Genomic DNA, 14,489 nt, shown 5'->3' with positions numbered 1-14,489 from the left:
CGTCACCTTTTCCGGTGCCGGATCGGATGGGAGGAGGGCTGGAAGGGACCTCACGGGCCAGTGCTGCGGCGCGTGCGCAGGCCCGCGGTCGACAGGGATACCGCGAGCCCGGCCAGCAGGGCGAGGGCCACCGCGGGGGCGAGCGCGGCCCAGGGGGCCCGCTCCACGTACAGCCGTGATTCATCCAGCATGAGGCCCCATTCGGGAGCGGGCGGCTGGGCGCCGAGTCCGAGGAAGCCGAGCGAGGCCAGCGCCAGGGCGATTCCCGGGAGCCGCAGCACCGCGTGGCGGGCGACGGGCCCTGCGACGGCGGGGAGGACGTGCCGGGTGAGGATCCACAACGGTGGTGCTCCGATGGCTCGTTGGGCCGTCAGATAGGCGGCGGCGCGCGTCTCCAGCACCAGCGCCGCCGCATGCGCGGCGAGCGGAGGCCAGGAGACGAGGGCGACGGCGAGCGACGCCCCGGCCGTACCGGGGCCGAGGACGGCGGCGACGAGGATGCCGACGATCACCGGGGGCAGGGCGTTGGCGATATCGGCGGCGCCGGTCGAGACGTTCGGCAGGAAGCCGAAGGCCAGCGCGAACAGATACGAGACCACGCACACGGCGACGGCCACACCGACGGTCGCGGCGGCCCCGTGCCCGAGCCGGGCCAGGATGTCGCGGCCGAGCGCGTCGGTGCCGAGCGGATGGGCGAGGGAGGGCACGGCCAGCCGCCCGGCCGTGTCCACCCGGTACGGATCACCGAGCAGCCCCCATCCGATCGCGGTCGCCAGCACGGCCCCGAGCAGCACCGGCACCGCCCGGCGCAGCCGCGTCGGCTCGGCCACCACGGGAGCGGGCAGGGACAGTGCCGCGTCCTTCAGCCCCGGCCCGAGCAGCCGGCGGCGTACGAGGTGTGCCAGCGCGCCCGCCGTCAGCCCGAGGGCGAGAAGGGCGAGCACGGAGCCCTGAAGCAGCGGCAGATCCTGGGACTTTGCGGCGCCGAGGGCGGTGCGGCCGAGTCCCGGCACGGCGAAGACCGTCTCGACGGCGACGGCGCCGCCGGTGAGGCCGACCGCCACGAGGCCGAGTTGCGGCACCAGCGCGGGCAGGGCCCGCCGCAGCGCCGCTCCGGCGATCCGTCCGTTCGTCACACCGGACGCCCGCCACAGCCCTGCCCACCGCTCGCCGAACACGGCGGGCAGCGCGTCGTCGACGAGCCGCCCGACGATGCCCCCCGCCGGGATGCCCATGGCGAGGGCGGGCAGCACCAGGTGAACGGGCCCCTGCCACCCGGAAGTCGGCAGCCAGCCGCACCACACCCCGACCACGATCAACAGCACGGTCGCCAGCAGGAATTCGGGAACGGCCGCCATCATCGCGGCCACCGCGCCACCGCCTCCGGACACCCTGCCCCGCGCACCCCGCACCAGCGCAGGAGCGCACAGGGCAGCGGCGACCAAGAGCGCCACCAGCAGCGAGGCGCCCATCAGGGTGAGGGAGACGCCGAGTCCGGTGAGCACCGACGGCAGCACCTCGGTGCCGGAGACCCACGACCGCCCGAGGTCCCCGCGTACCAGCCCGGCCAGCCAGTCGCCGAGCAGAGCCGGGGCCCCGGCGTCCAGCCCGAGGTCCCGCCGCACGGCCGCCAGCGCCTCGCGCGTGGGCTCCTGCTCGGCGGACCGGGCGCGCAGCACGGTGAGTGCCGGGTCCCGGCCGGACAGCCAGGGCAGCAGTCCCACGGCGCCGGTGACGGCGGCCAGGGCCGCCACCCGGGTCAGCCCGGACCGCAGCGCGGCGGCGCTCACTTGACGTAGGTGTCGGTGGTGACCAGCGCGCGCTCGCGCGGGTCCTTGGCGGAACCCACGACGTCCACCGCGTCCCCCTGGATGACCCGCTCGTGCAGCATGGGGATCGCGGCGTCGGTGTTGAGGATCGCGGTCTCGGCCTTCAGGATCGCCGCTCGCCGGGCGTCGCCGGACGCGGTGGCCTCGGCCGTCCGTACCGCCTTGTCGACGGTTTTGTCGCGGAGCTGGGGGATGTTGAAGGAGCCATCGCCGGCGAAGTCGCTGTGCAGGTACGCGGCCGGGTCACCGGAGTCCAGCACCGTCGCGCGGGAGAGGATGAAGGCGTCGAACTTCCCCGCCAGGGCGTCCGATTCGATGTTCGCGTACTCGCGCACGTCCAGTTTCACCTTGAAGCCCGCGTCCTGGAGCTGCTGTTGCAGCACGGTGGCCACCTCGGGCAGCTCGGCCCGGTCGGTGAAGGTCCCGATGGTGATGGTCCGGCGGTCCGGTTCACCGGCCTTGACGGTCTTCGTACGGCCCTTCCGCCCCTCGGCCGCCCAGGGCAGCGCCGGGCCCAGCAGCCCCCGCGCGACATCGGCACGGCCTTCGTAGACCCCCTTGACCAGCGCTTTGGCGTCAATAGCGCGGCGTGCGGCGGCGCGTAGCGCCGGGTCGGTGAAGGGGCCGTGTTCGGTATTGAGGTAGAGGGTGTTGGTGCGCGGCATGGGGACTTCGCTGATCTGGTCCTCGTCCAGCAGCGCCGCCTGGGAGACGGGTACGGCCTCGACGATGTCGGCCTCGCCGCTGCGCAGGGCGGCGGCGCGGGCGGAGCCGTCGGGCACGAAGGTGACGTCGATACCGGCGGCCTCGGCCTTGCCGCCCCAGTAGTCCGTGTTGCGGTCGAGGGTGGCCGAGGTGGTGCCGCCCACCTTCTTCAGGACGAAGGCGCCGGTGCCGGCGCCGACCGGGTTGACCGTCTTCCCCCGGTATGCCTTGGCGGCGAGGATCGACAGCTGCGGTGAGGAGAGCCGCTGAGGGATGAGCGGATCCGGGTCGCTGGTGGTGACGGTGACGGTGTCCTCACCGCTCGCCTTCACCGTCATGTCGACCCCGTCCAGAATGCGCGGCTTGGGCGCGGCCTTGGCGGCCGTGGTCAGGGACCGTACGGCGGCCTGGGCGGTGAGTGCCGTCCCGTCGTGGAATTCCACGCCCCGGCGGAGGGTGAAGGTCCAGGTGCGGTCCCCGGTCCGCTGCCACTTCGTGGCGAGCGCCGGTTTCGCGTCGCCGTCCTCATCGAGGGTGACCAGGGTCTCGGCGGTGCTCCAGCGCGACAGTTTGAAGGCATCGTCGCTGAGCGGGGACAGCCCGGAGCGCGGCGGCTGCATCATCGCGACGCGGATGCGCTTGCCCTCGGACGCGGAGGGCGCGCCGGAGGTGAAGCAGCCGGTGAGCACGAGCGAGGAGGCCGCGCATATCGCGGCGGTGGGCAGGGCCTTGGGCAGGTTCACAGGCGTCTCTCGGATGAGCGGCGAGCGGGGAATTTACCTGCCTTTGAACCTAGCACACGATAACCATTGTCAAGTATGGAGCTGTGTCCGGCGCTGGGGGTGGGTGGCCGGGCCGACCGCGAGGGCGGCCGTCGATCTTGGCGATCTTGCTCTGCTTCGCCCCTCGCTGGGCAGCCAGTAGCGCTTGCGCTGGATGTTGGGGTCGAACCGGCGCTTGGTGCGGCGGTGGGAGTGGGAGACGTGGTTGCCGAAGCCGGGTTGCCGGCCCGTGAGTTGGCAGTGGGCGGACATGGGTCCTCTCTCTCGTGCGGGGTTGTGGCGGCAGCACCGCACCAGCTTGATGAAAATGAAAATCGATCCCATGTATGCTGTCGTTCATGGCACGGAACGAGCTACGCCCGATCATCAAACTGAGGTCCACCGCGGGCACCGGCTACACCTATGTGACCCGCAAGAACCGGCGGAACGACCCCGACCGGATGACCCTGCGCAAGTACGACCCGGTCGTCGGCCGCCATGTCGACTTCCGTGAGGAGCGCTGACCGCCATGAAGCCCGGCATTCACCCCACCTACCGGCCCGTCGTCTTCCGTGACCGGGCCGCCGACTTCGCCTTCCTCACCCGCTCCACCGCCACCAGTGACCACACCGTCGCGTGGGAGGACGGCAACACCTACCCGGTCATCGACGTCGAGATCTCCTCGGTGAGCCACCCCTTCTACACCGGCAACCAGCGGGTCGTGGACACCGCGGGCCGCGTTGAGCGCTTCGAGCGGCGCTACGGGCGCGGACGGAGGGACCGGTGAACGCGGACGAGCCCCGGCTGCCCGTCGCCGTCGTCGGCGGACTGCACGCCGACGCGCGCCGGGCGGCCGTCGAGGAAATCCTGCGTACGGTGCCCGGCTCCGTGGCGCTCCACCACGACCTGTCGGCCGCCACCGACCGCGCCGTGCGCCGCACCGTGCGCGACGCCTCGGGCCTACTGGACAGCGGTGACGCGCCACTGGTGAACGACTGCGCGTGCTGTGCCCTGCGCGAGGACATAGTCCCTGAACTGCTGCGTCTGGCCACCGGCGGCGGACACCGGCTCGCCGTCGTCGAACTGTGGGAATCGGTCGAGCCCCAGGCCATGGCCGCCGTCATCGCCGCCGAGGGCGCGCCGCTGGAGCTGACCGGGGTGGCCACCGCGATCGACCCGGCTCTGATGGTGCCGTATCTCGCCAACGGCGACGACCTCGCCGAGGTCGGTCTCGCCGCGGCCCCGGCCGACCAGCGGACCGTCGCGGACACCTTCGCCCGGCAGGTGGAGTACCCCACCGTGATCGCCGTTGCCGAGGACACCTCATGTGAGGAGCCCGCGGACGACGCTGACCACACCCTGCTGACCCAGCTCACCCCGGGCGCACGGCAAGTGGGTGTCGACGAGGGGGCTCTGGGGGCGGCGCTGCTGACCGGGTTCGACGTCGAGGCGGCGGCCGCCCGTCAGCATCCGGCCTGCGCACTGTTGCCGCAGGAGGGCGATGAACACGGGGTGAGCACCCTGGTCTGGCGCCGCGACCGCCCCTTCCATCCGGACCGGCTCTATGCGGCGCTGGAAGATCTGAGCTGCGCCGCGGCCCGCAGCCGAGGCCGCTTCTGGCTGGCCGACCGGCCCGACACCCTGCTGTCGTGGGACGCCGCGGGCGGCGCCCTGTGCGTGGAGTCCGCTGGGCCGTGGCTGGCCGCGCTGCCGGACGCCGCCTGGGAGATGGTGCCGGCCGAGCGCCGGGTGGCCGCTTCGCTGGACTGGCACCCCGAACACGGCGACCGCTGCCAGCACCTCACCTTCACCTCGCCCGGCCTCGATCGCGACGGTCTGATCGCCCTGCTGGACTCGTGTCTGCTCACCGACGCCGAGTACGCGGCGGGGCCGGACGGCTGGAAGAAGCTGTCGCACGCCTTCGACGACCTGCTCGACCCGGTGTCCTGAACGAGGACGGGCACCGTACGGAAGATCCGCAGCCGCCGGGTGTCCCATGTGACGCGGCGGCAGCAGCGCCAGATAGCCCGCGCCATCAAGAACGCTCGCGAAATGGCCTTGATCCCTTACGGCTCCCGATAGCCGCTCCGGCCGCTGAGGGGTTGGTCATGCTGATGACCAACCCCTCAGCGGCTTTCGGTGGTGGTGTCGTCGCGGCAGAGCGGACGACGTACCGTCTGCCTCAGCTCGCGCAGCCGCGGGCCAGGCCCCGGGCGGGCTCCCGATGGCACGGGGGCGGCCCACCTTCGTCCGCGGTGGACTGGCAGTCGGCGCAGACACCGGTGAGTTCGACGGTGTGCTCCACCGCGGCGAATCCGGTATCCGTACCGATCCGCTCCGCCCACCGCTCCACCACCTCGGAGTCCACCGGCCGGCTCCGGCCGCAGCGGCGGCAGATCAGGTAGTGGCGGTGCCCGTCGGCGGGGCGTGGACGGTAGAGCCGTTCCCCGGCGTCGTCGCGGACGACATCGACACCGCCGGTGGCCTCCAGGTGTCGCAGGGTGCGGTAAACGGTGGTGAGCCCGATCGGGACCGACTCGGCGGCCAGCAGCGCGTGCAGTTCCTGGGCCGAGACGAAGTCCTGGCAGCCGGTGAGGACGCGCAGGACGGCGGACCGCTGCCGGGTCCTCCGGCTGCTCACGGCAGATCACCTCCACGGGCACTCGGCTGGAAGCGGTATGTGTCACTCCACCATAGATGAAAATGAAAGCCATCGCCGTATGAATGGTGGCTCATGTGTGTGAGGCCGCTCGGCCCGGCGCCGAGGAGGAGGACCGGGGCGGCCGATTCCCGAACAGGCATCCGCCCCCGGCCCCTCGCCGCTAATGTGTGCCTGCGGATGTCGCCGTGAGAAAGAGCCAATTGAGGGGGCGCAGTGGACAGCGATGTCGACGTCGCGCCACCGCTGCCCGAGGGCCGTACCCCCGAGCGGACGCCGCCGGTCGCACACCCCGACGGGGGCGGCGGGCTGCGCGTGGCCGCGCGCATCACTTCCCATGCGCTGGTCGCGGGCTTTCCCGTGGCGGTGCTCGGAGTCGTCGCCCTCGTGCTGAGGTCCGAGATCTCCGCCGGGCTCGACAACGCGGCCGTGGCGGCGTGGCGGACGGTGTTCACCGCGATCGTCATTCAGGGGGTGCCGTTTCTGCTGCTGGGCACTCTGGTGTCGGCCGCGATCAGCGCCTTCGTACCGGCGTGGGTATTCACCCGGGTGCTGCCGCGCAACCCGGCGCTCGCGGTGCCGGTGGCGGGCGCTGCCGGGGCGGTGCTGCCGGGGTGCGAGTGCGCGTCGGTCCCGGTGGCGAGCAGCCTCATGCGGCGCGGGGTGACCCCGGCGGCGGCGCTGGCCTTCCTGCTGTCGGCCCCCGCCATCAACCCGATCGTGCTGATGGCGACATACGTGGCCTTCCCCGGTAACCCCTGGATGGTCGCGGCCCGTCTGATCGCCTCGCTGCTGACCTCCGTCACCATGGGGTGGCTGTGGCTCAGGGCGGGCCGTGAGGAGTGGCTGCGGCTGCCGAAGGGGCCGCTCGGGCACACGCCCGGCGCGAGCCGCGCGGAGGAGTTCCGGGTCTCGCTCCAGCATGACTTCCTGCACGCCGGGGGCTTCCTGGTGGTCGGCGCGGCGGCCGCGGCCACGTTCAACGTCGCGGTACCGCACTCCGTACTGCGGCTCTTCTCCGACTCCCTGTGGCTGTCGCTGCCCATGCTGGGGCTGCTCGCGGTGGTCCTCGCGGTCTGCTCCGAGGCCGACGCGTTCGTCGCCGCCTCGCTCACCGGGTTCTCGCCCACCGCCCGGCTCGCCTTCATGGTGGTCGGGCCGATGGTCGACCTGAAGCTCATCGCCCTTCAGTCGGGCACCTTCGGACGCGCCTTCGCGCTGCGCTTCTCGGCTGCCACCTGGGTCACGGCGGTGCTGTGCAGCGCCCTGGTGGGGTGGTGGCTGCTGTGAAGCGCAACATCCAGGTGCTGCTGCTCCTGTTCACCGGCGTCGGCCTGCTGCACATCGCCCTGCTGACCGATCTGTATCTGCGCTACGTACGGCCTGGTCTGCGGCCCGCGCTCATCGTCTCCGGAGTGCTGCTGATCGTGCTCGGCGCGGTCAGCGCCGCCCGCGACGGTTTCCCCTTCAACCGCCCGCGCACGGACCACGGTCATGGCCACGACGGTCACGATCATTCCGGGGGTCCACGAATCGCCTGGCTGCTCTACGTACCGGCCCTGACCATCCTGTTCCTCGCGCCGCCCGCCCTCGGCTCGTACACCGCCGCCCGCGACGACACGAAGGCGGAGGCCCCCGCCGCCTCGGACAGCCTCTACCCCGCCCTCCCGCGCAACGGGGTCGTCGAGATGTCGTTGAACGACTTCAGCTCCCGCGCCGTCTGGGACACCGGCGGCACGCTCAAGGGGCGCACCGTCCGTCTCACCGGCTTCGTCACCCCCGGACACCACGGCACCTGGTACGTCAGCCGCCTGGCCATCAGCTGCTGCGCCGCCGACGCGACGGTGCGCAAGATACGGGTGCACGGGGCCGCGGCGCCGCCCGCCGACGCCTGGGTCACCGTCACCGGCGCCTGGCATCCCACCGGCAAGGTCGGTACGGACGACGCCAGCCCCGCCCTGGACGCCGAGACAGTCAAGCGCGTTCCCGAACCCAAGGACCCGTACAACGATGTGGTGGTGACCCGGACGGGCCGTTGACAACAGTGGCACAAGGGCCAGCCCCAGGCCGACGGCCTGGGGCTTTTCCGGTCTCCCGGGGCGGGGAGGCCGAAGGGTCAGCCGTCGCGGAACGCAGTGGTCATGGCGACAGCCGGGGAGCGGTCAGTGGTCGTCCCAGTGCCCCTCGTGCTCGGCGTGGCGGTGGCCGTCGTGAACGTAGTCCACGTGGTTGCCGTGTGGTACGGCGACGTGTCCGCAGTCGGCGTGGTGCTGGTGGTCGTGGCCGTCGTGGACGATGTGGCCACTGGGCTCGCACTCGTCGACGTGGTCGTCGTGCGTCCGGTGCAGGTGGCCGTCGTGGACATAGTCGGTGTGGTCGTCGTGCGGGAGCGCGACGTGGCCGCAGCCGCTGCCATGCTGGTGGGAGTGGTCGGTGTGGGGTGTGTGCGTGCTGGTTGTCATGGGGGCAACACCTTCTTTCTCCCCCCTGGCACATTGTGCACTTGGGCCACATCTCACGCTACGGTTCGGCGCTCAGGACGTGCATTCCTGTTCCATGGGGAGCGGGAACGGGCAACGAGGACATGGCTGTTCCCGACCTGCCAGACCGGTCCCACCTGCGCGAACCCCGCTTGCCGGAGCAGCTCGACATGCCGGGACAGCGGAGTGGCCGCGGATGCCCACCAGGACTCCCAGTCCTCATGGGCGAACGCGCGCAGCCGCTCGGAACGCCGGGCACCGCGCGTCGGTCCATCCGGCGTCTGCGATGACCGCCTCCACATAGCGGGCCGCGTCCGCGTGGCGGGTACGGGCGAGTTCCAGCAGCAGTGGGTCCATGTCCACTGCCACGACCTCCGCCCGCGGTATCCGCTCGGCCAGCCGTGCGGCGAGCGACCCCGGGCCGCAGCCGAGGTCGACGATCAGCGGACACGGCTGTCCGGCCGTTACGTGCTGCACGATGTCGGCCATCACCGTGAACCGCTCCTCGCGGCCGACGGCGTAGCGTTCCTGCTGGCGCTCCCGCACGCCCGAGTCCGCGGCGAGGCTGGTCTGGCAGCCCAGCACCTGATAGGCGTCCAACTGCCGCAGTCCGTCGGTGAGCCGGGCGGCCAGGGCGACCGTCCAGCGCTCGATCCGGTCGGTGCCCGCCGCGTCCAGCCAGTCCAGCGCGGCCACCAGGGACGCGATGCCGACGGTGTTCGGCGTACCGCTCCAGCCACCGGGCCGGAAGGCCGGTCCGCGCGCCTGGCGCGCCCATACCGCGCCCGAGCCCGGCAGCGCCAGGGCCTTGTGCCCGGAGAAGGCGACGAAGTCCACGTCCAGATCGGACACGGAGACGCGCAGATGGCCGACCTGGCTGCCTTCTGGGAGCCACATGGGAGATGACCTCGTGCCTTCCCGACCCGCGCTGCGACGCAGGTCTACTCGGTGACTTCTCGATCCGGCCGGACGGGTTTCGGTCCGGGGCCGCCGGATGTCTTAGGGGTGGTCAAGAATGGCGTGCCATGGGATGGATCGGGATCGCGACGGGCCACGAACTCACCGTCGAGGGGACGCAGCGGCCGGTGCTCGCCTGCCGGACGGCCGCGGGCCGCGTGCTGGCCAAGGTGCCCGCCAACGTCAGGAAGGACCCGACCGCGGTACGGCTCGCCGCCCTCTGCGGCCGGCTCGGCGAGCACGCGCGGGCGGTGCACGACCGGGTCGAGTCCTGGATGGTGCGGTCGCTGCCGGTCCCGGCCGCGGTGTTCGCGGCCGTGTGGGACGACCCGGTGTGGCGCGAGACGCTCACCGACCTGGTCATCGCCCCGATCGTGGACGGCGCGCCCTGCCTCGGTCGCTGCGCGCTCCTGCGCGAGGGTGCGTGGACCGGCGCGGACGCCTTCGCGATCCCGCACCCGCTGCTGCTCGGCGACGAGCTGCCCATCTGGCGGGGGCGGAACCTCACGCAGGTTGTTGAGCAGGTACGCCGCGAGGTGTGGACGCGTCCCGCGAGCATGGACCGTACGTTCGGCGTGGTCGACACCTTCGGATACCTGGACGCCCGATACGAGAGCGGCGCCGCGTTCGAGCGCCGTGTGCATGAGCTGGGCGGGCGTATCAAGGGGGACAGGGCGCGGTTCACCGTGCACGCGCCCGAGCCGCTCGGCATCGAGATCGACCTGGACTGGAGCGGGCCGATGAGCCCGGCCTACATGGCGGGGCTGAGCTTCACCGCGGGCGGCCGGGAGATCGGCGACATCGCCTGGTCCGAGGGCGTCCGCGTTCTCATGGCTCTGTACGCGGCCCGCACCGTGGACGGGACGGAGCCGGTGGTGGAGGCAGCCGAGGCGTACGCCCACTACTGCGACGCCCTCCAAGGCGAGCCCGGCACCGTGGTGCCCTCCGGCAGCACAGCCCCGACGCGCGACGTGCTGCTGCGCGCCGGGGCGGTGCTGCCGGGCACGCCCACCGGCTCCGACGAGGACACGTGCGTCGCCGTCCGCTACGAGCACTCCGTCCTGGACGAGCCGGTCGTCGAACTCGTCCGGCGCGCGGCCGTAGACGGTGACAAGGCCGAGAAGTCGCTGTACGACCTGGACCCGGTGGCGGAGACCGGCCTCGGCACCGTGCACGCGGGCCCGCTCGGCTTCCTCGCATCCGTCCTGAACAGGCACCCGGCGCACCGCGCCCGCATCCTGGCCGCGCACACCGACCTGCGGGCCGCCCGCGCCCTGGCCGCCCGCAAGCCCGGCCTCGCGCGCACCGCGCTCACCCGTACCGGCGACGACCTGGAGACGCACGCGCCCGAGCTGCTGCCGCCGTTCTACGAGGAATGCGCGCGGATCCTGGCCGCCGTGGGCAGCGCCCGCTTCGCCGCCGCCTTCTTCGAGAAGGCCCGCGCCGCCGAGGACGCGCACGCGCTGTCGGTCGCCGAGGCCGCGCTCGTCGCGGCGTACCTCGCGGCGGGACCGGACGCCGCCGGAACGGCCACGCTCAAGAAGCACGGCAAGCGGCTCGCCGCCCGCCATCCCGCCCCCGACGCGTACCGCTGGCACCGCGGCCTGCTCACCGAATGGTGCGAGGAATTCCCGGACGGCACGGACGGCACGGACGGCACGGACGGCGCGCTGGCCCTGGCCGACGGCTGGGCGGCGCTGGCGAAGCCCGCCGGGCACGCGCTCGGCGGGCCCGGGGACGAACGCGCCGTACGGGCCTTGCTGGAGAGCGGCTGCATGGAGTCGGCACCGCAGGCCCTGTGGAAGTTCGTCCTTCCGTTGCTCGGCCCGATGGCACGGGCGGACGCGGGCATCGGTCGCGCGCTCCTCGCCATCCTGCCGCTGCCCGCCAAGGACACGCCCACGGCGAAGAGCGCGGCAGTGTCGCTCCTCCTCGGCAACCTCGCGGGCGCGGGCCTGACCGCCCCGTTCACCACATCCCCCGGGCTTGCGGGGGCGGCGGCGAAGGACTGGCTCGGCCGCTTCCTGAAGCTGTACGCGGGGCTCGCACTCCCCGTCGCCGGTCTCGGAGACCTCCTGCACGACGCCGGTACGCGGCTGCGCGCGGAGGGCCTCACCTGCGACGACCATGAGGCGGTACTGGGCGTGGACGAGGACGAGGTCAACCGCTGGGAGGAGACCGCCGCCGACCTCCCGCTCCTGGAACTCCTCCTGGACCGCGGCGTCCCGCTCGCGCGGCCCCGGCTGCTGCACACGTTCAAGCTGTACGACCGGCTCGCCTCCGGAGCGGGCACCGACCTGTCCGCCGTCGCCGCCGACCCGCACTGGGCTCCGCTCCTGCGCGACGCGATCGTGGGCAACGTGACCAACCAGCTCAACGTCACCGAGCCCGCCGTCCCGAAGCAGACCGCCCCCGAGACCGTACGGGCCCTGACCGCGACACCGGGAACGGCACGGGTTGTCGCCGCCATCCTGGCCGAGCACGCCGAGCGGGTCCCCCATCAAGGACTTCCGGACGCGCATGCCGCCCTGTGCGACGCCGAACGCCTCACCGTCGCCGGAGTTCCCGGCCCCCTCCTGGACAGCGTCCGGACGATCGCTACGGGTACGGACCCGGCCCGCGCCCTCGCCACCACGCTGAGCGGCGGCGTCCTCGACGAACTGGAGTTGCCCGCCTTCGTCCCCGGCCACGTCAACACCATCACCGACTACCTGGAGGAAAGCGGCACCGACCTGCTCCTGATCCAGTCCGGACGGCTCTGGGAGCACAAGTTCCGCGCCTCCGTCGTCACACCGGATGGAGTCGGCCCGGCCCACGGATTCGGCACGTACGAGCCCGTCTCCCACCGGTCCCACGAACGGACCGAGGCGCGCGACCTCTACGACCGCTGCCTGATCGCCGTGAACGGCCGGGTGACCGTACTGGACCACGGCGGCCCGCACTGCCCGCACGGCAGCACGCACCCCGCCGCCCGCCGCGTCGAACCGGCCGACGGCGAACGGGTCGCCTTCCCCGGTGGCGCCGAGGCCACCGTATGGCGCGGCCAGGGCCGGATCATCGAGCTGCGGGACCCGGCCGGACGGACCATCGGCCGCTACGTCCGCGGTTGGGGCAGGGTGCCCGAGCACGACGGTGCCCAGAACATCAGCACGGTCGAGTACCACCGCTACGCATCCGGGACCCGCCTGGTCGCGCCGCCCGGCTGGTGGTCGGCGATGCGGCCGCGCGACCCCGAAGGGTCCAGGGCGCTGCGCGCCGTCGACGAGAAGAAGGCGCGGGCCCTGATCGACGTCGCGGACGCCGCGCTCGCCGCCGACCTCATGCGGGTGCTGGACCCCGAGAGCGAGTACTCGGCAAAGGCCGCCGCCCGCGCCGAGCTGGCGGGACGGCTCCGCCCGCTGCTGCCGGAGATCACCGACGAGTCGCTCTGGACGGGCGTCACGTCCCTGGTGTGGACGGCCGTCGAATGCCGCGAGCGCGCGTACGCCCTGCTGGAACGCCTGGCGCTGAGCCCGCCGCCCCACCCGCGCCCGGCACAGGCCTCCGCGGCACCGGCCGCCGTCCGGTCCGAGAAGTCCCCCGAGCCGGAGGATCCGGGGCCCGAGTCCCCGTACGAAAGGATCGTCCACTTCGCCCGCGCCGCCGTCGAAGTGCCGTACGACAAGAAGATCGCGATATTCGACGCCCCCGCCGTCAAGGGGATCGAGAACACGCTGGGCCGCCTCGGCGCCGCCGTCCTGGAGGCCGCGTGGGACAACGGCGACAGGCACGCCCCGCTTGCGGAACTGGCCGCCGTCCCCGAACTCCTCCGTACCGACGGCACCTGGCATGTCGCCCGGCTGCGCCCGGAGTACGACCTCGGGCAGATCCACTCGGGCTACGGCCCCATCATGGCCGCCGCCCTCGCCGACTACGAGCAGGTGGGGAACGGGTACGCGGTCACGGCACTCCTCTACACCCCGGACGGGCCCAACCCGCTCCTGTTCACCCGCAACAGGGTCGTCGAGCTGCGAACCTGCCGCGGCTGGGGCGACCCGGACCGGCTCCGGCGGGCGCTCGACCTGATCGCCGAGAACGGCCCGCCGCCCGTGGACCGAGAGGCGACCGTACGGGCGTTCGCCGAGGCCACCGGCCTGTCACCGGCCCAGTGTCTGATCCTGCTGTCCACCTCGGCCCGCACGCTCTCCTGGCCGGACGGCTGGGCGCGGGGCCGTGTCGCCGCCTTCCGCGAGGGCGACACCGCCCGCGCCCGCGAACTCGGCCTGACCGAGATCGAACTGCGCATCGCCGCGCTCTCCCTGGAGGCGCTCACCACCACCGACGAGGCCTTGCGAGTCGTCGAGTCGCTCATGCCCGACGACCCCGCCGACCTCTGGCGTACGGGCCCCGACCTGGACCGGGCGGTCGCGTACTGGACGGAACGCCACCCGAGGCTCACCCCGCTCACCACCGAGCAGTGGGTCACCCTCGCCTCCGGTGCCGAGGACGCCCTGGCGGCGCTGATGGCCCTGCTCGGCGAGCGTCCGTCCCAACCGCCGCTGGGCCACATCGCCCGCGCTGTGAGGCTCCTGGCCGACCGTCTGCCGGGGGGCCACCCCGCCCGTACGACCGCCGCCGCCCGCCTGCGTGACCTGCGCGAACACGTCACCGGCCCGGACACGACCCTGCCCATCGCCGCCGGGGTCACCTCGGTCACCGCCCTGGAACGAGCCGCCGGAGCGACCGCGGCCCACCTCCCGGAGAGCAGGCTCGCCATCGGCGAAGCCCTCACCCTGGAGCCCGCCGGAGACGGCTACCGCGTCCATCTCCGCCCGTCCCGCTGGTCCAACCTGGACGCGCTGGCCCCGGCCCTCCGCCTCGGCGGCGCCACCGATGTCGCCCTGGTCATGGACGACCTGCGCTTCCTCCGTACATCCGAGCCCCTGGAGGCCGCGGCCCGGCTGGAGTGACGTTCCCGGAGGAAGCCGCTCATCGACGTCTACCTCGGCCTGAACCACGGTCGCCGCATCAGGCCCATGGCGGTGGCGATGCCCATCTCGATGACGTTGCCGACCAGGTCGAGGCCGTAAGCTGAAGGCCTCGAGCCGCTGCTCGCGAG

At 72.7% G+C, this 14,489-nt stretch carries 10 protein-coding genes and 4 pseudogenes; 7 read left to right on the top strand and 7 right to left on the bottom strand.

From position 1 onward, the window contains the following. Positions 1 to 50: 50 nt before the first annotated feature. From ACFV9T_RS03780 to rpmB, 3 genes and pseudogenes are all read right to left on the bottom strand, one after another. Positions 51 to 1,790: an ABC transporter permease subunit gene (locus ACFV9T_RS03780; RefSeq protein WP_385436463.1), complete on the bottom strand. Its 1,740-nt coding sequence runs from the start codon at positions 1,788 to 1,790 to the stop codon at positions 51 to 53. Then, positions 1,787 to 3,277, bottom strand: a complete 1,491-nt coding sequence (locus ACFV9T_RS03775; RefSeq protein WP_385436462.1) for an ABC transporter substrate-binding protein — start codon at positions 3,275 to 3,277, stop codon at positions 1,787 to 1,789. The genes ACFV9T_RS03780 and ACFV9T_RS03775 overlap by 4 nt, the downstream gene beginning before the upstream one ends. A 156-nt stretch (positions 3,278 to 3,433) precedes the next feature. Then, positions 3,434 to 3,568, bottom strand: a pseudogene (gene rpmB / locus ACFV9T_RS03770) (50S ribosomal protein L28); the annotation flags it as partial. An 86-nt stretch (positions 3,569 to 3,654) separates the two neighbouring features. On the opposite strand from rpmB, the gene rpmG reads away from it, so the two are divergent. The 4 genes and pseudogenes from rpmG to ACFV9T_RS03750 form a co-directional block, all read left to right on the top strand. Then, the gene (rpmG, locus tag ACFV9T_RS03765; protein WP_009719228.1) at positions 3,655 to 3,819 is read left to right on the top strand and encodes a 50S ribosomal protein L33; all 165 of its coding nucleotides are present in this window, start codon (positions 3,655 to 3,657) and stop codon (positions 3,817 to 3,819) included. A gap of 5 nt (positions 3,820 to 3,824) precedes the next feature. Continuing rightward, positions 3,825 to 4,082 carry a type B 50S ribosomal protein L31 gene (locus ACFV9T_RS03760; protein ID WP_385436461.1) on the top strand — a complete coding sequence of 86 codons (258 nt, stop codon included), beginning with the start codon at positions 3,825 to 3,827 and terminating at the stop codon, positions 4,080 to 4,082. After that, a complete protein-coding gene (locus tag ACFV9T_RS03755) occupies positions 4,079 to 5,245 on the top strand; it encodes a CobW family GTP-binding protein (RefSeq protein WP_385436460.1) in 1,167 nt (388 codons plus the stop codon). Before ACFV9T_RS03760 ends, ACFV9T_RS03755 begins: the two co-directional genes overlap by 4 nt. Positions 5,246 to 5,266: 21 nt before the next feature. Continuing rightward, a pseudogene (locus ACFV9T_RS03750) lies at positions 5,267 to 5,377 on the top strand (30S ribosomal protein S18); the annotation flags it as partial. Positions 5,378 to 5,477: 100 nt separating this feature from the next. Here the strand turns inward: ACFV9T_RS03750 and ACFV9T_RS03745 are convergent. Further along, the gene (locus ACFV9T_RS03745) at positions 5,478 to 5,936 is read right to left on the bottom strand and encodes a Fur family transcriptional regulator (RefSeq protein ID WP_385436459.1); all 459 of its coding nucleotides are present in this window, start codon (positions 5,934 to 5,936) and stop codon (positions 5,478 to 5,480) included. Positions 5,937 to 6,170: 234 nt separating this feature from the next. On the opposite strand from ACFV9T_RS03745, the gene ACFV9T_RS03740 reads away from it, so the two are divergent. Next, positions 6,171 to 7,244 carry a permease gene (locus ACFV9T_RS03740; protein ID WP_385436458.1) on the top strand — a complete coding sequence of 358 codons (1,074 nt, stop codon included), beginning with the start codon at positions 6,171 to 6,173 and terminating at the stop codon, positions 7,242 to 7,244. Further along, positions 7,241 to 7,993, top strand: coding sequence for a TIGR03943 family putative permease subunit (locus ACFV9T_RS03735; protein ID WP_385436457.1), 753 nt, complete (start codon positions 7,241 to 7,243; stop codon positions 7,991 to 7,993). Before ACFV9T_RS03740 ends, ACFV9T_RS03735 begins: the two co-directional genes overlap by 4 nt. A gap of 123 nt (positions 7,994 to 8,116) precedes the next feature. Here the strand turns inward: ACFV9T_RS03735 and ACFV9T_RS03730 are convergent, their stop codons facing one another. From ACFV9T_RS03730 to ACFV9T_RS03720, 3 genes and pseudogenes are all read right to left on the bottom strand, one after another. Next, on the bottom strand, positions 8,117 to 8,416 hold the full coding sequence (locus ACFV9T_RS03730; protein ID WP_385436456.1) for a hypothetical protein: 300 nt from the start codon (positions 8,414 to 8,416) through the stop codon (positions 8,117 to 8,119). Positions 8,417 to 8,469: 53 nt separating this feature from the next. Next, a pseudogene (locus tag ACFV9T_RS03725) lies at positions 8,470 to 8,980 on the bottom strand (class I SAM-dependent methyltransferase). Next, positions 8,966 to 9,310 (bottom strand): annotated as a pseudogene (locus ACFV9T_RS03720) (aminotransferase class V-fold PLP-dependent enzyme); the annotation flags it as partial. The pseudogenes ACFV9T_RS03720 and ACFV9T_RS03725, both read right to left, overlap by 15 nt. A 149-nt stretch (positions 9,311 to 9,459) precedes the next feature. On the opposite strand from ACFV9T_RS03720, the gene ACFV9T_RS03715 reads away from it, so the two are divergent. Then, complete coding sequence (locus tag ACFV9T_RS03715; protein ID WP_385436455.1) at positions 9,460 to 14,340, top strand: DUF4132 domain-containing protein; 4,881 nt, start codon at positions 9,460 to 9,462, stop codon at positions 14,338 to 14,340. The last annotated feature ends 149 nt before the right edge of the window (positions 14,341 to 14,489 follow it).

The sequence above is a fragment of the Streptomyces sp. NPDC059850 genome, assembly GCF_042731515.1.
Classification (GTDB): Bacteria; Actinomycetota; Actinomycetes; order Streptomycetales; family Streptomycetaceae; genus Streptomyces.
The sequence above is the reverse complement of the archived record's forward strand: the minus strand, read 5'-3'. Positions and strand labels throughout refer to the sequence as shown.